Consider the following 25,785-nt stretch of genomic DNA (forward strand, 5'->3'; position numbering starts at 1 on the left):
GGGCCTAGGCTGTAGCCGTGCGACGGTGGAGAGGATTTGCGGTAAGCCTGGTGTGTGCCCTCGTCCTTGCGGTCGCGGGGGTCGGAGTAATCGGCTACTTCGTGTACACCGAAGCGCGCGTCGACGGCGTCGAATCCGTTGACGCCATCATCGTACTGGGCGGTGAGCACGACGGGCGTGAGCAGTACGCCATGAGTCTCGCTCGGCAAGGCGTATCCGAGAATGTCGTTCTGTCCAACGCTTACTGGACCGGCGATAAGCAAATGGCCGCCTTCTGTGCTACCACGGATCCACAGTTCACCGTGACCTGCCTGCCACCGGAACCGAGTACCACCCGCGGCGAGGCGATTCTGACTCGCGACCTGGCGGTCCAGAATGGGTGGAGGAGCGTGCTGGTGATCAGCTGGCGCTACCACCTACCCCGGGCCCGATACATCTTCTCCCAGTGCTTCGACGGGCGACTTCTGGTGCGGGACGTGCCGCGCCGGTACGACTTTAGCCTGGCCGAATGGGAATATACCTATCTCTACCAGACGTTCGGCTTTGCGAAGGCAGTTCTTCAGGGTGAATGCTGACCGAGTGGTTCTAGCGAAGGCGTCCTGGGACCTTCTCGAATGCAATGCTGCTGACGTCCGCCAAAATGTAACCCAGAATCGCCATCGATACACCCGCCAGAACTGTCCACGCCGCCAGTGTCGCCTTGCGACGCCACGGCTGGTGCGGAGCCCGGTCCACCACTGACGTGACCACAGCGGTGAAGGGTACGACGGAACCAAGAAGACCAACGCCCACCAAGGCGTAACCGTCACCCTGACGCCCGGAAGCAACGACGATGCCCAAGACAGCGCAAACGCACATGGCTAGTGCCACGGTGCGACGACGTGCTCCTACGGCCGGGCCGCCCACGGTAATGGCGAGGTAATACAGCACCGCTCCCAAGGCGCCACCCACCGCTACCCACCATCCGAAGTGAGCCGAAGTCGAAACGTTCACCGGGACAACCGCCCTACGCGCGCACCCACCATTGCCGCAGCCAGCGCGGCCAAGGGCGTGACCAGGAGATACACCACGCCCACACGGGGAGACGTGAGCGTCACGCCTTGCACAGCGAAGAAGCTGAATGTGGTGAAGCCGCTCATGACACCGAAAAGCAGGAAGGGTCGAATAAGTGCAATGGGGCCGTGCGCGCTGGCCGGAACGACACCGAACAACAGTCCGAAAGCGAAGCAACCCATCACGTTGATCGCGAAGGTGGTGAACGGAAACTCGTCGATATCATCAGGCCACCAGCGCCACAACTGATAACGCGCAGCGGCGCCCACCGCACCACCCACCATGACGGCGAGCAGCGTGGCGGGCCGCAGCTTCGTATCGATCGCTCAACCTCCGCAGACGGGAACGTTGACGGTCACCGTCGGATCATCCACCAACGGCTGGACAGGCACGCGCGCCTCACCGGGCACGGTCGGTTCCGTCAGCTCGTACTTCACCTCGGTCGTGGCGCCCAAACGGATCGGGACGAGCGTGTCGAACACCGGATGCCCCAGCTCCTTACCGGTGAGGAACATCGTCGGCTTCCCGTCGATGGTCACATTCCGGAGCTGCGCGCCCTGGGTGGCGAGAAGCGACAACGCAGACACATTCGTGCCCTTGGGCACGTTGAGGGTGTTGATGAAGGTGCCCGCCACATAGTCGGGAAATTCCGCAGAAGGCACGGTGTTTGTCAATCGCACCGTCACCGTGGACCGTCGCGTATCGCCCTCACAGCTCTCCGCCGTGTAGTCGATCTCGCGCGTCAGGTAGTAGTCGAGCTTGCCGCCCGCCTGGTTGTTGATCACCACGCCGGCGAAAGGGGCAGGGTCTTCGGGAACAGTGTGCCCGAGCGGGGTGTCCGCCAGAACAGCCTGCTCGTCCGCGTGCGCACTCCACACAGCGATGCGTCGCTCACTCACACCGCGGCCCAGTGCGTCGAGCAACTTCTGCGGTGATGTGATCTTCCCGGTCATCTTGTCGATCACACGGGCAGCGACGGTCTGCAGATACTGCTTACGCGCGTTGTTGTCGTTCGCGAAGCGCACATAGGAGGTGGATTCGGTGAGTTCGACGACGTTGTCGGCGTTGATCACCTCGCCGTCCGGCATGGTGACAGGTCCGATGGCGCCGAGAACATAGCTCAGGGCTACCGGGTCGGTGGCGATGGCACCGTCTACCTGCTCACCCGAATCCTGCGCCCACAGCGACTTCCAGATCTGCGCGGCGTACGGGAAGTGCGAGCTGAGATTGCTGTTGCGCGAATCCGTGGTGGGGCGGCTACGGCCGTACTGGGCGGCGAACTCCGGACCGAGATCGAGCGGTTGACTATTCATGGGCAGATCGGAGTTGCGGCCCAGGCTGTCTACCCGGGCCACCCCGTCGTTCGCGCGAACGACGCCGTATCCACCCAGCAGGCCGCCGGTACCGCGAGCCTCAGCGTTGGTCTGGAATGCCATGAAATAGCTGCGGGGGCCGTCGGCACCGAGCATGCCCGGTGCGATTTCGGCGGCAATTGCGGTGTTACCAAGAAGTTTCGCTAATTCTTCGGTTTGTACCTGAAGTTGGGTTCTGGCATCGATAACAGCGTCGAGGTACGTAGGCTCGGAGATATTCTGTGCCTCGATGTCCAATTGCTCAGCGGCAGCGGCTGTCTCGCCTAGTACGGGGGCGGCATCCCGGAGTGGCTGCAGGTTTACCTTCCCGCCGGCGGCGATCAACTCATTCGGGGCCAATGAGGTTCCTGCGGCTACCGCCGGTGTGAGCACCTCTGACGTGAGACCTTTTACGACGGCCGAGATTTGCTGCGACGTTTCGAAGGGGCTTCCCAGCCACGGTACGGCCGCCGCGATGCTCCACGGAATCGAGTGGGTGTTGTCGAAGGCACGGGACGCGTATTTGTCCGCATCTGCCGATGAACGCTCTGCGTCAACTGGATTACCGTCCAGTAGGGCGTCTTTCGCGAGCTGCGCGTGCTGCCGAGCCTCGGTCAGGTTTGCCTGTGCCTCGCGGGCGGTGTAGCCGAGCCAGGCCCCGAAAGCCACCACGACCAGCGCCGCAATTGAGCCGCCAGCGATAATTCGGCGCCGTCGTTTGTAGGCCTTGCTGCGCACCGTGGTGCGCTTACGTACACGCCTGGGGGCGTCTGCTGGGCGAGTCGCGTCCTGGGGGTCAGGAATCTCGTCTCCCGATGTGCCCGTGACGTTGTCATCCATGCAGATCGGCTCCTGTCTAGTCGGTGGGCTGAGCGTAGCGTGAAGTGCGATACTCGTCCGACCTCAGGTAGAGGACGGCTCTTCGGCAAAGTATTGTGCCCCTAATAGAACCCGCACTTCTTCCGATAACGGGAAGGCGTGCCACGGGAGCCGGTGGCGAAAGAAATAGATGGGGTTCGGTGACGGGGTGACGGCTCGATGCGGTGCATCGCTGATGAGGGGGTGGCGCTCGTGAGTGCCTTCCCTCTTTCGCGTGCCCAGCAGGGGCTCTGGTTCGCCCAGCAACTCGACCCGGACGTCCCCTTGAACGTGGCGCTGTACGTCGAGGTTCGTGGGGCCCTGGACGTCGATGCATTGACCGAGGCGACCACCCGTTCGGCGCGTGAGCTTCAGTCTCCGTTCGTCCGCATAGTCGAGCGTGACGGGGTGCCCTCGCAGTCGTTCGACCCTTCGATCCCGAACGCCCTCAGCTACCTCGACCTGCGGGGATACGCGGATCCCGAGGCCGAGGCCAGGCGGTGGATGACCGACCGATACAGCCGCCGGCTCGACCCGACCGCCGATTTGATGATCGCGTCGACACTCCTGCACCTCGGCGAAAACCACTTTTACTGGAACACGTTCGCGCATCACCTGATCGTCGACGGGTACGGCGCGATGAATGTGGTCGAGCGCATTGCGGAGCTGTACACCCACGCAGTGCGCGGAACGGAACCACCGGAACCGCGGGCGCTGGGTGTGCGCGACATATTCGACGCCGAAATTGCGTACGAAGGTTCGAGTAGGGCGGCAGTCGACCGGGAACACTGGGCAAAGCGGCTGACCGAGCTGCCCGCGCCGTCGCGGCTTACTCGTCGTGAGGCTCCGCCCGCCGCCGTCTCCCGAATCGCCAGCCGTTCTCTCACGCGCGAATCCACCGAACTGTTGGACGAACTCGCGCGCCGATCCAACTCGTCCGAAGTGCCGATCGTGGTCGCCGCCTTCGCGGCATATTTGGCCCGGATGACCGGCAACACCGACATCGTGCTGAGCCTTCCGGTGTCCGGGCGCACCACCGCGGCCATGCGCCGATCGGCGGGCATGGTGTCCAACCTCGTCCCGGTGCGCGTGGCAATCGGTGCTGAAGATGACACCGAGAATGTGGTGCGACGGGTGCAGCTCGAACTCACCGGAGCATTGCGTCACCAGCGGTATCGATACGAAGACATGCTGCGAGACCTGGGGCTCGAGTTCCAGTCGCGTGCTGCGTTCGGGCCGGTGGTCAACATCATGGCGTTCCTGCACGACGTCACCCTCGGTGACGAGGCAGGCGAGATGCACCTCCTTTCCGCTGGACCGGTCGATGATCTCGCCGTCGACATCTACCCCGGAGTCGGCGGCGGCCCACCGCGCGTCTGCTTCGAGGCCAACCCCGCCCTGTACGAACAGGACGAGGTGGAAAGGCTTCTCGAGCGATTCGTGGCCTACCTGACCGACTTCGTCGGAGCCCGGGCCGATCGACCGGTCACCGACCTCGAGGTTCTCGACGCAGCCGAGCGCGGAGTCCTCGTTCCGGCTTCGGGGCCCAGCGCCGCCGAACCGACGACCCTCGCCGCCCTGCTGACCGTGCCGGAGCACGCGACCAACCCCGCAATCCGCTGCGGCGAAACAGATGTGACATATCTCACACTCGACGAGTGGTCGAACCGGCTGGGGCGCAAGCTGATCGAACGAGGCGTCGGGCCCGAAGATCGAGTAGCGGTGATCGCGTCCCGTTCCGTCGAATCGATCGTCGGGTTATGGGCCGTCGCGAAGGCGGGCGCGGCTTTCGTCCCCGTCGACCCCGGCTATCCGGCCGATCGGGTTGCGCACATGCTGGCCGACAGCGCGGTCACCCTCGCGCTCGCCGTGGATCCCGACGTCGTACCTGACGGCGTCGAGTGGATGTCACTACTTGACGGTGACGGCTCCGCCGCGCCGATCACGGACACAGACCGCGTACGTCCGCTGCGCGTCGATCACCCGGCATACGTGATCTATACGTCCGGGTCGACCGGAACGCCCAAGGGTGTGGTGGTCACTCATCGCGGACTGTCGAGCCATGCGGCCGCACTGCGCAGGCATTATCGGGTAACTCCGGAATCGCGGGTACTCGCATTCGCGTCGCCGAGTTTCGACGCGTCCATTCACGAAATGCTGTCGGCCTTCACCGCCGGCGCCACCTTGGTGATCGCCCCGGCAGACGTGTACGGCGGCGACGAGCTGACCGCATTGCTGCGCCGGAAGCGAATCACGCACTGGACGGTGACCCCCGCCGTACCGGCCGTGACAGACCCCGACGGGCTCGACGAGTTACAGGTCGTGGCCGTAGCCGGCGATGTGTGCCCGCCTGAAGTGCTCACGCGATGGGCGCCGGGCCGGACACTGCTCAATCTCTACGGGCCCACCGAGGCCACCGTGTGGTCCACGTCGACGGCGCCGCTCGCACCCACCAACGCCGTGACGATCGGTGCCCCCATCGACGGTGTGTCCGCGTTGGTGCTCGATACCAGGTTGCGGCCGTTACCGGTCGGCGCAGTAGGGGAGTTGTACCTGTCCGGGCCCGGGGTCGCGCGCGGATACCTGGGACAACCGGGGCGCAGCGCCACCCGATTCGTCGCCAATCCCTACGGAGACGGGCGCCTGTATGCCACTGGCGACCTGGCGCGCTGGACCCCCGCCCTGACGCTCGAGTTCATCGGTCGCGCCGACGACCAGGTGAAAATCCGCGGTCACCGAGTAGAGCCCGGCGAGATTGACGCCGTGCTGCGCACGTATCCCGGTGTGGATCTGTCGGTGACTGTTGCCGCCGCGGGTGTGAGCGGCGCGCAGTTGGCGACCTATGTGCACGGGCGGAACCTCGAGCCCGCGCGGATGCGCGACTATCTCGCGCAACGGTTGCCGGACCACCTCGTTCCGTCGTCGATCACCGTGCTCGATTCGGTGCCGCTGACACCGGCGGGCAAGGTGGACAAGGCAGCACTGCCCACCCCGTCACCGCGCGGGACCGGTGATCGCGCACCGCGGTCACCGATCGAGGAACTTCTCGTCGGAGCATTCGCCTCGGAAACGGGACAAGCCACCGTCGGAATCGATGCCGACTTCTTCGCACTGGGTGGAAACTCCCTGGGCGCATCACGTCTCGCCTCGCGGTCGAGCGCGGTGCTTGGCCGCCGGGTCACGGTGCGCGACATCTTCGACCACCCGACTGCAGAAGCCCTGGCCGCTCACCTCGGCGCGCCCGACACCGAGTCGCGACCACCGCTGGTGCCGCGGACCGTGGACACAGCGGCGCCGCTGTCAGCGGAACAGCGACGGCTGTGGCTGGTGAATCAGCGGAACCCCGAGCGCGACCCGTACGTGGTGACGTTCTCGGTCGACCTCTCCGGCGATCTGAATGTCGCTGCATTTCGTACCGCGATCGACGATGTGGTGCAGCGGCATCCGGCGCTGCGGACGGTGTTTCCCGATAACGGGGCCGGCCCACGACAGGTGGTGCGCAGCGCGGACGTCGAGCTGGCGGATGCCGAAACCGCCGCCGTGTTCGACCTCACGCGCGAGGTGCCGATCCGGATACGGCTGCGCCGAGTAGCCCCCGATCGGTACACGATGTCGGTAGTGGTGCACCACATCGCAATCGACGGACTCTCGATTCCCCTCTTCGTCCGGGACGTCTCGGCCGCGTACGCCGACCGTCGTCGAGGGCAAGCGCCGGAGTGGGAGCCGTTGCCGCTGCAGTACACCGACTACGCGTGGTGGCAGCAAGAAATTCTCGGTGATCCCGACGACCCCGCCAGCCTGGTCCGCCGCCAACTCGACTACTGGGAAGACACTTTGCGTGGCCTGCCCGAGGTGCTCCCGCTGCCCCTGGATCGTCCACGGCCACCGTCCCCACAGATTCTCACCGCCGGAAGCGCCGAGTTCCGGGTCGACCCCGAGCTGCACCGGCGTCTGCTCGCCCTTGCGCGTGACCACGACGTCACGGCGTTCATGGTGCTGCACGCCGCGCTCGCCGTACTGCTGCGCGGACTGACCGGAACCGAGGACATCGCGGTCGGCACCGCCACCGGCGGACGCCCCGACCCCGCGCTCGACGGCATCGTCGGCATGTTCGTGGGCACGGTGGTACTGCGCACCCCGGTAGCGGCAGGCGCGACTTTCACCGACCTCCTGCGCACCGTCCGCCGCGCCGACCTCGAAGCCTTCACCAATGCCGACGTGTCGTTCGACTCGGTGGTGCAGGAGGTGCTCTCCGCCCGGACCACGGACGCGCATCCGCTGTTCCAGGTGATGCTGGCCTACCAGAATTCGATCGGCCCGGAGATCGAGCTCGACGGGGTCACGGCCCGTGTGCGGGAACAGGAACCGCACGTCCGCGCCTTCGATCTCGACATCACCGTGGACGAACTCCCGGCCGGCGACGGCGATCCGGGTGGTCTGCGCGGTGTCATGACGTATCCACGTGAACTGTTCGACGACGAGACCGTGCACCGGTGGGCGGGGCAACTGGAGACGATCCTGGCCGCCGTCGCGAGTGACCCGACCCGTCCGGTCGGCGACATCGACCTCCTCGGTCCAGCCGACCGGGCGGCGCTCGTGCCGGCGTCCGGCGGTGCCTCGGTTCCCGCGCGAACCTTGCCGCAACTCCTGCACGACGGGCTCAACTCCGACGGCGTCGCACTGCGGTTCGACGGCAACCACATGACCTACCCGGAACTGGAGCAGCGTTCGAACCGTCTGGCCCACAGACTGATTGCACGTGGCATCGGGCCGGAAGATCTGGTGGCGGTGATGGTGCCCCGGTCGGTGGAGTCGGTCGTGGCCATGTGGGCCGTCGCGAAATCCGGTGCCGCCTTCGTGCCGATAGACCCCGGCTACCCTGCCCAGCGCATCACGCACATGCTCCGGGACTCCGGCGTCGACGTGGCGCTCGCTCGGGATGCATCGATGGTTCCCGACGGTATCGACTGGATCGGCACGGCAGATCTCACGGGCGAGAGCACCGCGATCGACGACCGGCACCGCACCCGCGCGTTGCACCTCGACCATCCCGCCTACGTCGTCTACACCTCCGGCTCCACCGGAATGCCAAAGGGCGTCACGGTAACCCACCGCGGACTCGCCGCCCTCGTGGCGGCAAACGCCGAGTACCGCAACCTCGGCCACGACTCCCGGGTGGCGCACGTCGCCTCACCGTCCTTCGACGTCTCCGTCGGAGAACTACTCCTGGCCTTCACGGCCGGCGCCACCGTGGTGATCGCGCCACCCGACACCTACGGTGACGACCTCACCGAACTGTTCCGCCGCGAACGCGTCACCCACTTCCTCACCACCCCCACGGTGCCGCGCCTGATGAACCCGGAAAGCCTCGCCGACCTCCTCGTCCTCGAGGTCTGCGGCGAGCCGTGCCCACCCGAACTGGTGACCAGATGGGCACCGGGCCGGGTACTCCTCAACAGCTACGGCCCCACCGAAACCACCGTCGTCTGCACCAGCGCAGAACCGCTCCACGTCGGCGACCGCATCACCATCGGCACGCCCTACGCCGGAACTTCGGCCGTGGTGCTCGACGAGCGACTGAGGCCGGTACCCGTCGGCGCCGTCGGTGAGCTGTATCTTTCGGGTGATTGCCTCGCCCGCGGCTACCACCGCAAATATGCCTTGACCGCAAGCCGATTCGTCGCAAGCGCATCCGGAAGCCCGGGCTCCCGGATGTACCGCACCGGGGACATGGTCCGGTGGACCAGCGACCATCGGCTGGAATTCGCGGGCCGCACCGACGACCAGGTGAAGATCCGTGGATTCCGGGTGGAACTCGGCGAAGTAGACGCCGCGTTGGCGTCTGCACCCGGAGTCGACACCGCGGCAACGGTGGTACGTACCTCGGCGGCGGGTGAACCGGTGCTCGCGTCCTACGTTCACGGCGCGGAACTCGATGCGCAGGCCCTGGTGGAGTTCCTGCGCGAACGCTTGCCGGGTTACATGGTGCCCGCGTCGGTGACCGTGCTCGACGAGGTGCCACTGACCAGCAGCGGGAAGCTCGACCGGAAGGCTCTGCCCGCACCCACACTCGCGCCGGTTCCCGCCCGGGCCCCGCGCGGGCAACTGGAAGAGCTCGTCGCCGGGGTGGTCGCCGACGTGCTGGGTCTGCCCTCGATCGATGCCGACGCCGATTTCTTCGCCCTCGGCGGAAGCTCGCTCACCGCAACCCGATTGGTGTCGCGACTGAGGGCGGCGTTGAACCGCCGGATCAGCGTGCGCGATGTGTTCGACGCACCGACCGTCGCCGAACTTGCGGTCCGGCTGGAGGACGCGCGCACCACCGCTGCTCTGCCGCCCCTCGTCGACGGACCTCCCAACGGACACCGAGGTGCCTCGCCTCTCGCGCCCGCGCAGGAGAGGCTGTGGTTGCACGAGCAAATGAACCCCGGCTCAGCCGACTACGTGGTTCCCTTCGCGATCGACCTCGACGGACCGGTCGATGTGGGTGCTCTCGCCGCAGCCGTACGCGACGTGGTCGGACGGCACGAGCCGCTGCATTCGGTGTTCGAGGACACGGCAGCCGGTGTGGTGCAGGTGGCGCGGCCGGTCGAGCTGGACCTGTCGCCGATCGCCGTTGCCCCCGGCACGCTCGACGACGCACTCGCGGCCCTGGGCAGCCGCGGATTCGACCTCACCCGCGAAGTTCCGGCACGGATCCGGATCTTCGAACGCGCACCCGAGCGCTACACCGTCGCCGTCGCTGCGCACCACATCGCGGTGGACGGACTGTCGTTCGGCCCGCTGACCCGCGACATCATGACGGCGTATGCGGCGCGGCGTGCCGGACGCGAACCGGGGTGGCCGGAACTGCCGGTGGGCTACGGGCGGTTCGCGCAGTGGCAGCGATCAGTGTCTGCCACCACGGCGCCGGCGGACGTCGCGTACTGGTCCGAGCGACTGCAGGGAACTCCCGAGCTGCTCGAGCTGCCGACCGACCGCCCACGGAAGCCGGCGGCCACCCGGACAGCGGGACGGGTGGCGTTCACGGTGGACGCCGCGTTGCACGGCGCCGTGGACGCCGTGGCCCGCAGCTGCGGGGTCACTCCCTTCATGGTGATGCACAGCGCGTTGGCGCTGACTCTCGCCGTGCTCAGCGGAAGCGAAGACATCGCCGTGGGCACCCCGACCTCCGGACGACCGGACCCTGCGCTCGACGAGCTGGTGGGGATGTTCGCCGGAACAGTAGTGCTGCGCACTCGCGTCGATCACCGACAGACGTTCGCCGAATTTCTGGCGGCTGTTCGCGACACGGACCTCGAGGCGTTTGCCCACGCCGACCTGCCGTTCGATCAGGTGGTGGACGCCGTCGCTCCCGTGCGGTCGGCAACCCACCACCCGCTGTTCCAGGTGATGCTCGCGTTCCAGAACTTCAACGGAACAGTGTTGCAGTTCGACGACGTCGCCGTCCGTCGCCGCAACATCGAGAGCGCCGTCAGCCGGTACGACCTCGAACTGTCCCTGCGTGAAATGCGGGCCGACGACGGCGCAGCTGCCGGACTCGACGGTGACCTCGTGTACCCGGCGGAACTGTTCGACTCCTCCAGCATCGTCCGTTGGTCGGAACTGCTGCACCACATCCTGTCCACGGTCCTGGCGGATCCGTCCCGGACACTGGGCGACCTCGAGTGGGTGACACCCGCCGAGGCGGCCGCTCTGGTGCCGTCCCGTGGTCCGAAAACCCCCGCACCACAGACTCTCCCGGAGCTGTTCGCGGCTGACCGGACCGGGGTCGCTGCCCGGTGCGGCAACGAGGAACTGACCTACCGCGAGCTGGATGCCCGGTCCAACTGGTGGGCCCGCCGCCTGATCGCCGCCGGTGTCGGGCCCGGCGACCGGGTCGCGTTCATGATGCCGCGCTCGCTCGACTCGGTGATCGCGGTGTGGGCGATCGCGCGCTGCGGCGCCGCATTCGTGCCACTCGACGTCGACCAGCCGGCCGAACGCACAGCACGGATTCTTGCCGACGCGGGCGTCACCACGGCGCTGACGCTCGACGCCTCGCTGGTGCCCGGCGGTATCACTCCGCTGGTCCTGTCCGGCACGGGCGCGGATCCGATTGCGGTGTCCGACGACGAGCGGGTTCGGCCGCTGTCCGCGGATCATCCCGCCTACGTGATCTACACCTCCGGCTCGACCGGCACACCCAAGGGCGTCGTCGTCACCCATCGCGGCCTGTCCGGTCACGCCGCCGCCCTGCACCGCTTCTACGGGGCCACCCCGCAGTCGCGGGTGCTGCACGCGGCGTCCCCGATGTTCGATGCGTCGATCCACGAGATGCTCCTGGTGTTCACCACCGGCGCCGTGCTGGTGATCGCCCCACCCGGCGTCTTCGGCGGAGACGAACTGCGCGAGCTACTGCGGCGCGAGCGGATCAGTCATTGGACATCGACCCCGGCAGTGCCCGCGACCATCGATCCGAGCGGACTCGATGCCCTCGAGGTTCTCGCGGTGGCCGGGGACGTGTGCCCGCCCGAACTGGTGTCCCGGTGGGCAACCGGGCGCAGAGTGCTGAATCTGTACGGCCCCACGGAAACGACGATCTGGGCGACGGCGGCGGAACTGTCGGGCTCGCGCATCACGATCGGTGGCCCCGTCGACGGCATGTCGGCCGTGGTCTTGGATCCGCGACTTCGACCGGTTCCCGTCGGGGTAGTGGGGGAGCTGTACCTCTCGGGCCCCGGTCTGGCCGAGGAATATGTGGGCCAGCCGGGTACAACCGCGGGCACCTTCGTGGCCGACCCGTACGGCGGCGGACGCATGTACCGGACCGGTGACCTGGTGCGCTGGAACCGATTCGGCGAGCTCGAGTTCGTCGGACGCGCCGACAGTCAGGTGAAGATTCGTGGGTTCCGCGTAGAACCCGGCGAAGTCGATGCCGTGCTGGCTTCAGCGCCAGGAGTCCACTCGGCGGTGACGGTGACCCGCCGCGGCGAACTGGCGTCGTACGTCAGCGGCAGCGCCCTGGAACCGGCGGCACTGCGCGCCTTCGTCGCCGAGCGACTGCCGCGCTATCTGGTGCCCGCATCGATCACCGCGCTCGACCGGTTGCCGTTGACGGTGAGCGGAAAGGTCGACCGGTCCGCGCTTCCCGACCCGGAACTGCCGACGTCGTCGACGCGTCCACCGCAGACCCCGCTCGAACAGGTGGTGGCCGATGCCGTCGCCGAGGTACTCGGTGTGCCCGAGGTGGGAGCCGACACCGATTTCTTTGCGTTGGGCGGCAACTCGTTGTCGGCTACCCGAGTGGTGTCGCGGCTGTCGTCGGTGACGGGAGTGCGCGTCGGGGTGCGTCACCTGTTCGACCAGCCGACCGTCGCCGGCCTCGCCGCGCTGATCGCCGAGGGCGGGGACGCGCGGCCGCCGCTCGTGGCCCGCGACACCGACGGTCCGGCACCGGCCGCCTTCGCGCAACAACGGTTGTGGCTGCTGGGCCAGCTCACACCGGGGTCTGCCGCGTACAACGTGCCGTTCGCTGTCGACCTCGACGGTGCACTCGATGTCGACGCACTGCGTGGGGCGCTCACCGATGTCGTCGAGCGGCACGCCACGCTACGCACCGTGTTCACGATCACCGACACCGGTGTAGTCCAGACGGTCGGCCCGGCCGAGGTGGAGCTGACACCTGTCTGCATCACGGAAGAAGCCGTGGACGACGCCATCGCCTCCCTCGCCGCCGAGGGCTTCGACCTCGCGGTCGAGCGGCCCGTGCACCTGGCCCTGTTCGAGAGGGCTCCGGAGCGCTACACCCTTGCCGTCGTGCTGCACCACGTAGCCGTCGACGGGTTGTCGTTCGGCCCACTGGTCCGAGACCTCACCACCGCGTACGCGGCTCGTCTCGACCGGCAGGCGCCGTCGTGGCCGGCGTTGCCCGTGCAGTACACCGACTACGCGCGATGGCAACGTGAGATGCTCGGCGACCCCGCCGATCCAGAAAGCCTCGCGCACCGCGAGCTCGAGTACTGGGCCGGGGCACTGCAGGACATGCCCACACTTCTGCCGCTGCCCACCGACCGGACACGTCCCGGCACCCTGCAGGGGACCGCCGGGATCGCCCCGTTCGCTGTGCCTGCCGAACTGCACCGGGCGCTCGAAGGGCTCGCGCACCAACAGAATTCCACCCTGTTCATGGTGATGCACGCGGCGCTGGCCGTGTTGCTGTCCAAGCTGACCGGGGCGGACGACTTCGCTGTGGGAACCCCCACGTCGGGCCGCACCGACCCCGCGCTGGACGACGTCGTCGGAATGTTCGTCGGCACCGTTGCCCTGCGCAGCCGGGTGGATGCGCGCTCGACGTTCGCGCAACTGCTGGCGTCCGTGCGGGAGACCGACATCGCCGCGTTCGCGCACTCCGAGGTGCCGTTCGACCTCGTGGTCGACGCCCTCGCCCCGGCACGGTCAGCGGGTCACCACCCGTTGTTCCAGGTGATGCTGGCGTTCGAGAACTTCGGAGACGGTGGCGCAGACCGGCTACCCGAACTACCCGGCCTCGTCGTCCGGGGCCGCGAGGCAGGCACCGGGATCAGCCGCTTCGACCTCGAGGTGTCGTTGCGCGACCGGCGCACACCCGACGGAAGCCCCGCGGGTCTCGACGGCGTGTTCACCTTCCCCACCGAACTGTTCGATCAGCACACCGTCGAGCAGTGGGTGCAGCGACTGCTGCAGATCCTGCGTGCGGTCACCGACCGACCCCACGTCGACGTAGGCGCCATCGACGTACTGACCGCGGACGAGCAGAGGGCCCTCGTCGCAGGCGCTCCGGGCGTCGCACCGACGGTGCAGTCGCTGGCGGAACTCTTCGCGCAGCGCGTCGCCGAGAACCCGAACGCCGTCGCCGTCACCGACGGTGAGACCACCCTGACCTACGGGGATCTGGACCGGCGTTCCGCCGAGCTGACCGCAGCGCTGTCGGAGGCCGGGGTGGGCCCCGAAGACGTCGTCGCCGTTGCGCTGTCGCGGTCGGTGGAACTCATCGCGGCGCTGCTTGCGGTGGTCCGCGCAGGCGGGGTGTACCTCCCCGTCGACGTCGACTACCCGGCTGAACGCGTGCGCTACCTCCTCTCGGACGCATCACCCACCGTGCTGCTGACCTCCGCCGCAGTCGCCGCGAATCTGCCCGAGGTGCCCTGCCCGGTTGTCCGCCTCGAGGCTGCGCCTGTGAGTGGTTCGCGAGTGCAGGGACTCCTTAACCACTCACAGGCGCAGGGCGCCTACCTGATCTACACCTCCGGCTCCACCGGAGAGCCCAAGGGTGTGCTGGTGTCCCACGCCAATGTGCTGTGGCTGCTGGCGAATACGTGCCGGGAATTCGACTTCGGCGCGGATGACGTGTGGACCATGTTCCATTCCCACGCCTTCGACTTCTCGGTGTGGGAGATGTGGGGAGCGCTCACCACCGGCGGGCGGCTGGTGCTGGTGGATCACGACGTGGCCCGTTCGCCGCGCGATTTCGCGGAACTGTTGAGCCGCGAGGGAGTGACGGTGCTCAATCAGACGCCGTCCGCGTTCAGTCAGCTGGCCGACCACGACGTGCCCGACACTCTGCGACTGCTGATCTTCGGTGGTGAGGCGCTCGACCTTGCGCTGGTGTCGCCGTGGCTCGCGCGGCACCCGTCGGTTCGTGCCGTCAACATGTTCGGGATCACCGAAACAACCGTGCACGTCACCCACACCGATCTCGGTGTCGGCGACGGTAGGGCTTCGCTCGGCCGGGCCATCCCGGGAATGCGAACGTACGTATTGGACACCTCGCTGAGGCCCGTGCCACCGGGAACCGTCGGCGAACTGTACGTCGCGGGCCCGCAGGTGTCCCGCGGCTATCTCGGCCGGCCGGGCCTGACCGCCCAGCGGTTCGTGGCCGACCCCTTCACGCCCGGTGACGGCATGTACCGCACGGGAGACCTCGCCCGCCGGCGTGCCGACGGAGAACTCGACTACCTCGGCCGGGCCGACTCGCAGGTGGAGTTCCACGGCTACCGCATCGAACCCGGCGAGGTCGAGGCGGCGCTGCTGCGTCACGACGACGTCGACGGTGCGGTAGTTGTGTTGCGCTCCACGAGCATCGGCGAACAATTGGTGGCGTACGTGGTGGCCGGGGTGGATCCGGCCGCACTCACGCGGCACCTACGTGCACTCCTGCCCGAGTACATGGTGCCCGGAGCGATCATTGCGGTGCCGTCGATTCCCCTGACGCACAACGGCAAAGTCGACCGGCGCGCACTGCCCGAACCGGACGTGACCGCCGACGAGTGGCAGGTGCCGCACGGCCCGATCGAAGAAGTGGTCGCCGGCATCTTCGCCGAACTGCTCGGCTCGCCCGAGGTGGACATCCGCCGCAGCCTGTTCGAACTGGGCGGCAACTCGCTGATCGCCACCCGGGTCGCGACTCGGGTGAGTGCCGTCTTCGACACGGACATCACGGTGCGCGACCTCTTCGAGGCACCCTCCGTGGCCGAGCTGGCAGCCCGCGTGGAGGACCGCGCGCACATCGGGCGTCGGCGACCCGCTCTGCTGCCGGATCGGTGGCACGGCCGGGTGCCGCTCTCGCCCGCACAGCAGCGGATGTGGGTGCTCAACCAATTCGACACCGACGCAGCCGGACACAACATTCCGATCCTCCTCCGCCTCGACGGCGAACTGGACACCACAGCCTTTGCGGCCGCGGCCCGGGACCTGCTCGAGCGGCACCGGACCCTGCGCACCGTGTACCCGTCCGACGCCGAGGGGGTGCACCAGGTGCTGCTCGCGGCCGACGCGGTACCCCTCGACCTGGCTCCGGTCGCCATTCCCGCCGACGCGCTCGACGCCCACGTGCGGGCACTCGTCGACACCGGATTCGACGTCGCCGCCGCACCGCCCGTTCGGGGGCGCGTGTATCGCGTCGGTGCCGATTCGCACGTGCTCGCGCTGGTTGTCCACCACATCGCCGCCGACGCCTGGTCGCTCGGCACGCTGATCCGCGACACCGACGTCGCCTACCGTGCGCGGCTCGAGGGTCGCAGCCCGGAATGGTCGCCGCTGCCGGTGCAGTACAGCGACTACAGCGTGTGGCAGCGCACCATGCTGAACGACCCCGGCCGGGAGTACTGGCTCGAGACGCTGGCCGACCTGCCGGACCAGGTGACCCTGCCCCTCGACCACCCACGTCCCGCGGCGCCCTCGGGCCGTGGAGCCGTCCACACCGTGGAGTTGGACGAGTCCCTGCACGACGGCATCGCCGCCCTGGCACGTACCGGACGGGCCACCACGTTCATGGTGTTGCATGCCGCGCTGGCCGTGCTGCTCTCGCGGTACAGCGGCAGCCGGGACGTCCCGATCGGCACCGCCGTCGCCGGGCGCACCGACCCGCAACTCGACGACGTCGTCGGCATGTTCGCCGGAACGCTGGTGCTGCGCACGCAGATCGATCCCTCCGCCAGCTTCGCCGAGGTGCTGGCCCACGTTCACACCCAGGACGTCGCCGCGTACACGCACGCCGACATGCCGTTCGAGACCCTGGTGGAACTGCTCAATCCCGCCCGCTCGACGTCGCACCATCCGCTGTTCCAAGTGGCGCTGTCGATGCAGCGGCATCGCCCGGGACACTTCACGTTGCCCGGCCTCGAGGTCACACCGATGACGCCGACGGCGCATCCCGCGAACTTCGACCTCCAGCTCACCGCAACCGAGGCAGCTCCGGGTGCGCGCATGCACCTCGAATTCGGGTACGACGCAGCGCTGTTCGACCGCTCGACGATTCTCAGTTTCGCCGACCAGCTCGTACGGTTACTCGGGTCGGTCACCGCAAACCCCGATCAGCGGGTCGGCGACGTGGACCTGTCGAGTCCCGCCGAACGCGCAGCCCTCGCCCCCGCCCGTGGCCCCGCCGCACCCGCACCGGTCCCGCTGCACCACATCCTCACCCGCGGGGCCGTGCTGGCGCCCGGCGCAGTCGCGGTGCAGGACGGCGAGAGGGCCGTCACCTACCGGCAGCTCGACCAGCAGTCGGAGGGTTTGGCGCGGGAGCTGCACGCACTCGGCGCCCGTCCCGGCACGACGGTGGCATGGTCGGTACCGCGATCGGCGGAGTCCGTGGTGGGGTTGTGGGCGATCGCGAAAACCGGTGCGGCGCCCGTACTCGTCGATCCCGATCTGCCGAGCGCGCGAATACACGCGATGCTCACCGCGGCGGGCACCACTCTCGGCGTGGGCTCGGCGACTCTCGGCGGCGAGATCACCTGGGTGGAACCCCACACGCACGCGGACACGTCGGCGGGTGCAATGGTCCGCCCCCGCGTCCACCCGGACCAGCCCGCCTACGTGGTGTTCACCTCCGGCACCACGGGCGCTCCCAAGGCAGTGGTGGTGACGCACGGCGGCCTTGCCGCACTCGACATCGACGTCGCCCAGCGCTATGCCGTCGGCCCCGGGTCCCGGATGCTGCACCGTGCGGCCGCCGGCTTCGACATGGCGTTGCTCGAGATCCTCGTCGCGGGTGCGTCGGCGGCCACCCTGGTCGTCGCCTCCGACGCGGAGTTCGCAGGCCCCGCACTGGCAGATCTACTGGAACGGGAGCAGATCACACACGCCTGCATCACCCCGACGGCGCTGGCCACGATCGGTTCGCGCGAATTGCCGCACCTGCGGATGATCATGCTCGGCGGGGAACGTCTGGGTACCGCCCTGGTAGATCGGTGGGCGCCCGGCCGCCGAATGGTCAACGGTTACGGACCGGCCGAAGCGACCATGTACGCGATCGCCACCGGCCCCCTCAGTCGGGGCGAGTCCGTACCGATCGGTGAACCCGTGCCGGGCTTCGAGGTCGTCGTGCTCGACGAGCGGTTGCGTCCGGTTCCGGTGGGGATGCCCGGTGAGCTCTACCTCGAGGGCCCGGGCCTCGCCCGTGGCTATGCCGGGCAACCGGGACTGACGGCCGAGAGGTTCGTGGCCTCCGCCGACGGCCGGCGCCGGTACCGCACCGGTGACCTCGTGCGGTGGAAGGCGGCCGGTGACCGCCATGTACTCGAATTCCTCGGCCGGAACGACGCTCAGATCAAGGTGCGCGGCGTACGCATCGAACCCGGCGAGATCGACACCGCCATCGCAGGGCTCGTCGACGTGGACTTCGCCGCCACCGTCGTGCGCACCACGCCCACCGGCCACGACGTCCTGGCGTCGTACGTCTTGCCGCGCGCCGAGCTGGATACCGTGGCCCTGCGTCGCCGCCTCGCCGAAGTGTTGCCGTCGTATCTGGTTCCGGCCTCTGTCGTGGTACTCGACTCGCCGCCTCCGCTGATCAACGGCAAGCTGAACGTCCGCGCGCTCCCCGTCCCGGACCTCGGTACCGGTGAGCTCGAGCCGCCGAACACCGACACCGAGCGGACGGTCGCCGACGTGTTCGCAGACGTTCTCGGGATCATGGAGGCGGGCAGGGCAACGCACTTCTTCGATACCGGCGGAAATTCGCTGCTGGCAACACAATTGACTGCGCGGCTGACCGACGCGGTCGGCGTCCCGGTTCCGCTGCGCACCCTCTTCGCCCATCCCACCGTCGCGGAGCTTGCCGGGGCCCTCGACACCTCGGTGCCCGCGGCGGGCCTGCGCCCCGCACTGGGAGCCCGGCCGCGACCGGACCGGATCCCGCTGTCCCGGAGTCAATACCGCATGTGGGTGTGGAATCGACGCAACCCGGAATCTGCCACTTACAACCTCCCTGCCACGGTGCGGCTCGAAGGTGACCTGCACGTGACGGCGCTGGCCACCGCACTCGGCGACGTGGTTGCCCGCCACGAGGTGCTGCGAACCCGGTATCCGTCGGAACCGGGGGAGTCGCCCTGGCAGGACATCACGCATGGTGTGGCACTGGACCTCACACCTCGCGACGTGGACGCCTCGGATGTGGCCGACGCGGTCACGCGACTCGCACGCGCACCATTCGACCTCACCGCCCAGCCGCCACTGCGGGTGCAACTGCTGCGAGTAGCACCCGACGTCCACGTGCTGGTGATCGTCCTTCACCACATCGCCGCCGACGGCTGGTCCCTCGCTCCGCTGGTGGCCGACGTGCTCGCCGCCTATGCGGCTCGCCGCGCGGGTACGGCACCGGAGTGGGAGCCACCGGCCCTGCAGTACGCCGACTATGCGCTCTGGGAGGAAGAGCTGCTGAACAGTGCGTACGCGGCCCGCGGCGTCGAGCACTGGCGGGTCGCATTGGCAGGTGCCGAATCGGTCGCGCCGTTCCCGGTTGACAGGCCCCGCACGAGTGCGTCCACGGACACGGCCGGGCTGGTGCGGTTCTCCGTACCGGCTCCGGTGCAGCAGGCGGTCCACCGGTTGGCGCACGAACACCGGGCCACTCCGTTCATGGTGCTGCACGCCGCGCTGGCCGTGCTGCTCGCCAGATTCGGCGACCAGCGTGACATCACCATCGCCACCGCAGTCGCCGGCCGCGGGGACCCGGCGCTGGACGCGGCGGTGGGAATGTTCGTGAATACCCTCGCCCTGCGCGCGCAGGTGGAGCCGGACATGCCGTTCACCGGTCTCCTGGCCCAGGTACGGGACTTCGACGTGGAGGCCTTCGACACCGCCGAGGTTCCGTTCGAGGTGATCGCCGACCTCCTCGGTGGCCGTGTTCCGCAGGTCGCGCTGGCACTGGAAAACTTGCGGCCCCCCACCGTGCGGATGTCCGGCCTCGACGTGCAGGCGCAGGAAGTCGACACCGGAACAGCCAAATTCGATCTCCACGTCACCCTCACCGAGCAGTGGGACGGCGCCGACCCCGCCGGTATGACGGGCGCCGTGGCGTACGCACATGATCTGTTCGACCACGCCACCGTTCAGTCGCTGGCCGAAGAACTCGTCCGGGTGCTCGAAGCTGTCGCCCACGACCCCGAGGTGGCCACCGGCGACATCGCGCTCACCGGCGCGGAACGGCTCGATGGTGGGCCCGCCGCGGAGGAACGCACGCTCGCCGAAATCCTGACCTCGACCGCTGCCGCGTACCCCGACAGCCCCGCGGTCACCGACGGCACCCGGACGCTGACGTATCGCGAACTCGACCGGCAGTCGGACGCCCGCGCCCGCGAACTGGTTGCCGAGGGCTTCGGCCCCGGGTGGATGCTGCCGATCGACCTGTCGCGATCCGTCGACTTCATCATCGAGTTATGGGCCGTCACCAAGACAGGCGCCGCCTACGTGCCCAGCCCCAACCGGGCAATCGCCGCCACCGCGACCTACCGGGACTCCGCACGGGGACTGGCCTACGTCATCTACACCTCCGGGTCGACGGGTGCCCCGAAGGGCGTGGCCGTCACTCACAGCGGGCTCGCATCACTGACCACCGAAGTCGTGCAGCGCTACCGGGTGACGCCCGAATCGCGCGTCCTTCACGGATACAATCCGGCGTTCGATGCGGCGCTCCTCGAGATGCTGCTGGCGTTCGGGTCGGGTGCCTGCCTGGTGTGCGCCCCGCCCGACGTGTACGCGGGACCCGAGTTGCAGCGCTTCCTGGCGAACCAGCGCGTAACCCACTATCTATCCACGCCCGCAGTGCTCGCGACGCTCGATCCCGACGGGCTCGATTCGCTGCGCGTGGTAGCGGTGGGTGGTGAGGCGCTGCGGGCTGACTCGGCCGAAATGTGGAGTGCCGGACGACTGATGCTCAACGCCTACGGGCCGACCGAATCCACCGTGGTGGCCACGCTCGCCGAGGTGGACGGGAACGTGACGATCGGCGCACCCATCGCCGGCACCACGGTGACCGTGCTCGATCCCCGCCTGCAGCCGGTCCCGGTGGGCGGCATCGGCGAGCTGTATCTCTCGGGTCCCGGTCTGGCCCGGGGATACCTGGACGAGCCAGGCCTCACGGCGGCGAGCTTCGTTGCCGCCGAGGATGGCTCGCGCAGGTACCGCACCGGCGACCTGGTGCATCGCCGCGCAGACGGCATGTTGTCCTTCGTCGGCCGCGTGGACCGGCAGGTGAAGGTTCGGGGCATGCGGATCGAACCCGCCGAGGTGGAGGCCGGGCTGCTCCGACTCCCCGGAGTCGAGCAGGCCGCGGTGCTTCTGCGTGACGGCGAACTGACCGCCTTCGTCACCGGCACCGACCTGAACCCGGCGTCGTTGACGGAGCGCCTGGCCGAACAACTGCCCGCGTACCTCGTGCCGCCGAGAATGGTGGTGCTCGAGTCCCTACCGCTGACCGCCAACGGCAAACTGGACGTGCGCGCGCTGCAGCTGCCTGCCACGCAGCCGGTGGATGTGCTGCCGCCGCGAACGATCACCGAAGAGTTGGTGGCAGGTGTCTTCGCCGATGTCCTCGGTGTCGACCTGCCCGGTGCGAACCACAATTTCTTCGACCTCGGTGGTGATTCGCTCTCCGCCACCGCGGTGGCCGGCCGGCTCTCCACGGCGTTCGGGGTGAGCGTGGCATGGCGGGCGTTGTTCGAGAACCCGACCGCCGCCGGACTCGCGCATTGGCTGGACCACACGCGATCTACCGGAGCGGCTCAGCGCCCGGCACTCGTGCGCCGGGACCCGAGCACCCGAGTTCCCCTCTCCCCGCAGCAGCAACGCATTTGGCTCCTCAACAAGGTGGATCCCGACGCTTCCGTCCATCACATGATGTTCGGTACCCGGCTGGACGCAGGCGTGGACCCGGCCGCTCTCCAGGCGGCGATCGCCGATGTGGTGGAGCGGCATACGGTGCTGCGGACCGTCTTTCCCGCCGACGCGGACGGCCCGCACCAGGTGATTGTTCCCACCGCACACGTCCTCGACAGCCTCGTGCAGGAGGGTGACGCAGACCTCCAAAATTTCGGCAGACAACGATTCGACCTCGAACACGAACCACCCCTGCGCGTGCGGATGTGGGCCGAACGTGCCGGTGGCCACACGGTCGCCGCGGCAGTGCACCACATCGCACTCGACGGCGGCTCGATGGACCCGTTGCTCGCCGACCTCGCGGAGGCCTACCGGGCTCGCGCGGAAGGTGCGGCGCCGCAGTGGGATCCGCTTGCCGTCGACTACGGTGACTACACCCTGTGGCTGCGCGAGTTCCTTGGGAACGCCGCCGATCCCAGCAGTGTCGCGCACACTCAACTCGACTATTGGGGACGTGTTCTCGACGGCGTCGACGCACCGCTGTCGCTGCCGACGGACCGCCCGCGACCGCGCTACCCCAGCCGCAACGGTTCCCGCGTGGACTGGGTCGTCGACGAGGAACTACGCGCTCGGCTGCATGCCCTGGCTCGTGTCCACGGCGTCACCGTCTTCATGGTGTTGCATGCCGCGCTCGCCGTAGTGCTCGCGCGGGAAAGTGGCCACCCCGACGTCGTGGTGGGCACCGCCGTCGGTGGGCGACCCGACCCCCTGCTGGACCGGCTGGTGGGCATGTTTGTCGGCACCGTGGCGCTGCGCACCGAGGTTCCGGCCGCCCTGTCGTTCGCGGAACTGCTCGACCGGGTACGCACGGTGGACCTGGAGGCCTTCGCGCACGCGGACGTCCCGTTCGACGACGTCGTCGCGCGGGTGGCACCGCAGCGTTCACCTGCCCACAACCCGCTGTTCCAGGTGGTCCTCAACTATCGGCGGGTGCCGTCGCAGCCCGTAAGCCTGCCCGGTGCCGCACCGGTCGACGTCGACGAACCGCGAATCGAATTCGATCTCGTGTGGGACGTCGTCGACACGGAGGAGGCCCTCACCCTTCGTTTGGTGTACGCCACGGACCTGTTCGACGAGGCGAGCGCCCGCGGGCTCGCCGGACGCTACGGTCGCCTCCTCGACGCCGTCGCCGACAACCCGTCGATTCCGGTCGGCGACCTCCCGGTCCTCACCGAACCCGAGTACGACGAGCTCGTCCGCGGGCCGTTGCGCACACCGTCGCCCCGCACGCTCGCCGACGTGTTCGAGGCCCAGGTGCGGGCGACCCCGGACGCGGTCGCGGTGGTGGACGGCGACCTGCAGTGGACCTACGCGGAACTCGACGCCGAAGCGGAACGCTGGGCAGGACAACTGATCGACCGGGGCGTCGGACCCGAAGACGTCGTGGTGATCGCGACACCCCGCGGCCGGTACTGGGTGCTGGCCGTGTGGGCCGTGACGAAGTCCGGTGCGGCGTGGCTGTCGGTGGACCCGGTGCATCCCGAGGAACGCGTCGCCTGGATGATCACCGATTCGGCCGCGGTGCTCGGCGTGACGGTCGGCGACCTCACTTCTACGCTGACCGGCTCCGTGGACTGGCTCGACCTGTCCGATGCGCAGTGGAACGAGCAGACACCGACCCGAGGGGATCGACGGATCCGTCGACGCGGATACGCGCAGGTGACGGAACCCGATCACGCGGCCTACCTCATCTACACCTCCGGATCCACCGGACAACCGAAAGGTGTCGTGGTGCCGCATCGGGGTCTGGTGAACGTGGTGGCCGCACAGCCTCCGGTTCTCGGCACCGAATCGGACATCCGCGTGCTGCAACTCGCCTCACCCACTTTCGATGCCTCGCTGTTCGAAATGCTCTACGCTCTGACCTCCGGCGGAACCCTGGTGATGTCCTCGGAATTCGGTTACGCCGGAGACGAACTGGCAAAGACGGTCGTCGACGCACAGATCACCCACCTCATTGCGACACCCAGTGTGCTGGCCACCCTCGATGCCGGGACACTGTCGCCGCGTACCGTCGTGGCCGTCGGCGAAGCACTGCCCACCGAACTGGCTGCACGGTGGTCCCGGCGGCACCGACTCTTCAACGCCTACGGGCCCACCGAATTCACCATCCTCGGGTCGCTCGCCGGACCACTGGGCCCGGGCCGCGTGAACATCGGCACCGTGATCGACGGCGGTGCTGCCCTCGTGCTGGACGCGCGTCTGCATCCGGTCCCGAACGGTGTGGTGGGGGAGCTGTACCTGGCCGGCACCAGCGTCGCACGGGGTTACGTGGGCCGTACCGAACTCACCGCAACCCGATTCGTTGCCCATCCCTATGGCAAACCCGGCGAACGGATGTACCGCACGGGTGACCTGGTGCGGCGCACCGCAGACGGCGAACTGGAATACCTGGGCCGCGGCGACGCGCAGGTGCAGATCGCCGGGATCCGGGTAGAACCCGCCGAAGTGGATTCGGCGTTGCTCCGTCATCCCGGTGTTCAGTCCGCCGTCACCGTGCCCCACACCACTGGTGACGGCGCCACGGTCCTGGTTTCCTACGTCCGCGGCGACCCCGACCTCACCTCGGCTGCGGTGCGCGCCCACGCGCGTCGCCTGCTGCCCCGGCACCTCGTCCCCTCCGCCGTCACCGTCCTGGACCGGTTGCCGGTGATGCCGTCGGGCAAGGTGGACCGGAACGGCCTCCCCACACCGGCATTCGACACCGAAGTGACCGTCCTCCCGGCCGGACGAGTCGAGCAGGACGTGGCCGACGCGATGGCCGCTGCGCTCGGTGTCGACACCGTGCCCGCCGACGAGGACTTCTTCACCCTGGGCGGAACGTCGATGGGTGCGGCAACGGTGGCCGGTGAACTGCGGCGCCGCCTCGGCCGGGAGGTGCCGATCCAGTGGGTCTTCACCGACCCCACCGTGCAGCAACTCGCCGCCCGGATCGAGGCCGGCCCCGAACTGTCCGAAAGTGTGCTCGACACCGTGGTGCGGCTGGGCGGAACGGGGGAGGACCCACCTCTCTTCTGCGTCCATCCGGCCAGCGGAATGTCCTGGTGCTACGCAGGACTCGCGGACTACCTCGGTGACCGGCCCCTCTACGGTCTCCAGGCCACGGGGGCCGCTGCCGTCCCCGACAGCATCACGGAGCTTGCCGCCTCCTATCTCGAGGCCGTCCGGGCCGTGCAACCCCGCGGTCCCTACCACCTGCTGGGCTGGTCGCTGGGCGGCATCATCGCTCACGAGATGGCCGTCCAGTTGAGTGACAACCACGAGAGTGTCGCGACACTCGCGATGCTCGACACCCTGCCGCCGGAATTCCACGAACGGGACGACATCCGCGGCGAGCAGCCGTCGATTGGTGACGCGCTGGTCGAACTCGGTGTCCCGGCAGACCGGTTGCCGGACGGCGGGATCGACTACGAGGACGCGGCGGGAGTACTGGCCGACGAGCATCCGGGCCTGAGCTTCCTCACCGCCGACGCCCTCCGCCGACTCGGGAACGTGATCGACCAACTCGGCCTCCTCAATACCCGGCATCAACCGCGCCGCTACGACGGAGAGATCCAGTTCTTCACCGCGGCAGCAGACCTCGAACTTCATGCGCGTCCCCCACAGATGTGGCGGGGCCGGCTCGGCGAGAACCTCATCGAGTTCGACGTCGACGCCACCCACGCCGCCCTGGCGGACAAGGAACCGCTCGCCGAGATCGGCCGAGTGTTACGGGATCGGGGGAACACAGTGGCCCCTGGAACCTGAGCAAGCCGAGGCCCGCATCCTTCGAGACGAGGAGGTCGATCGGGTCAGGACACACGAATGACAACGCGATCACGGCGCTCGGCGCGTGAACTCGATG

At 68.2% G+C, this 25,785-nt stretch carries 5 protein-coding genes; 2 read left to right on the forward strand and 3 right to left on the reverse strand.

What is annotated here, in order from left to right; translation table 11 throughout:
• Nucleotides 1-17 precede the first annotated feature (17 nt).
• On the forward strand, nucleotides 18-575 hold the full coding sequence (locus tag GFS60_RS22495) for a YdcF family protein (protein WP_159924726.1): 558 nt from the start codon (nucleotides 18-20) through the stop codon (nucleotides 573-575).
• A gap of 10 nt (nucleotides 576-585) precedes the next feature.
• Here GFS60_RS22495 and GFS60_RS22500 read toward each other — a convergent pair whose 3' ends face one another.
• The 3 genes from GFS60_RS22500 to GFS60_RS22510 are packed head-to-tail and all read right to left on the reverse strand — an operon-like array spanning nucleotide 586 to nucleotide 3,245.
• Complete coding sequence (locus tag GFS60_RS22500; RefSeq protein ID WP_159924728.1) at nucleotides 586-993, reverse strand: hypothetical protein; 408 nt, start codon at nucleotides 991-993, stop codon at nucleotides 586-588.
• Entirely contained in the window at nucleotides 990-1,337 is a 348-nt protein-coding gene (locus GFS60_RS22505) for a fluoride efflux transporter FluC (RefSeq protein ID WP_159924730.1), read from the reverse strand. Before GFS60_RS22505 ends, GFS60_RS22500 begins: the two co-directional genes overlap by 4 nt.
• A gap of 42 nt (nucleotides 1,338-1,379) precedes the next feature.
• Nucleotides 1,380-3,245, reverse strand: coding sequence for a DUF4012 domain-containing protein (locus tag GFS60_RS22510; RefSeq protein ID WP_159924732.1), 1,866 nt, complete (start codon nucleotides 3,243-3,245; stop codon nucleotides 1,380-1,382).
• Between the two features lie 231 nt (nucleotides 3,246-3,476).
• Between GFS60_RS22510 and GFS60_RS22515 the strand changes: the two genes are divergently transcribed.
• Nucleotides 3,477-25,688 (forward strand): non-ribosomal peptide synthase/polyketide synthase, encoded by a 22,212-nt coding sequence (locus GFS60_RS22515; protein WP_236603253.1) that lies wholly within the window; start codon nucleotides 3,477-3,479, stop codon nucleotides 25,686-25,688.
• Nucleotides 25,689-25,785: the final 97 nt, after the last annotated feature.

Origin of the sequence: Rhodococcus sp. WAY2, assembly GCF_009859915.1 — a bacterium.
GTDB classification, from domain to species: Bacteria; Actinomycetota; Actinomycetes; order Mycobacteriales; family Mycobacteriaceae; genus Rhodococcus_F; species Rhodococcus_F oxybenzonivorans.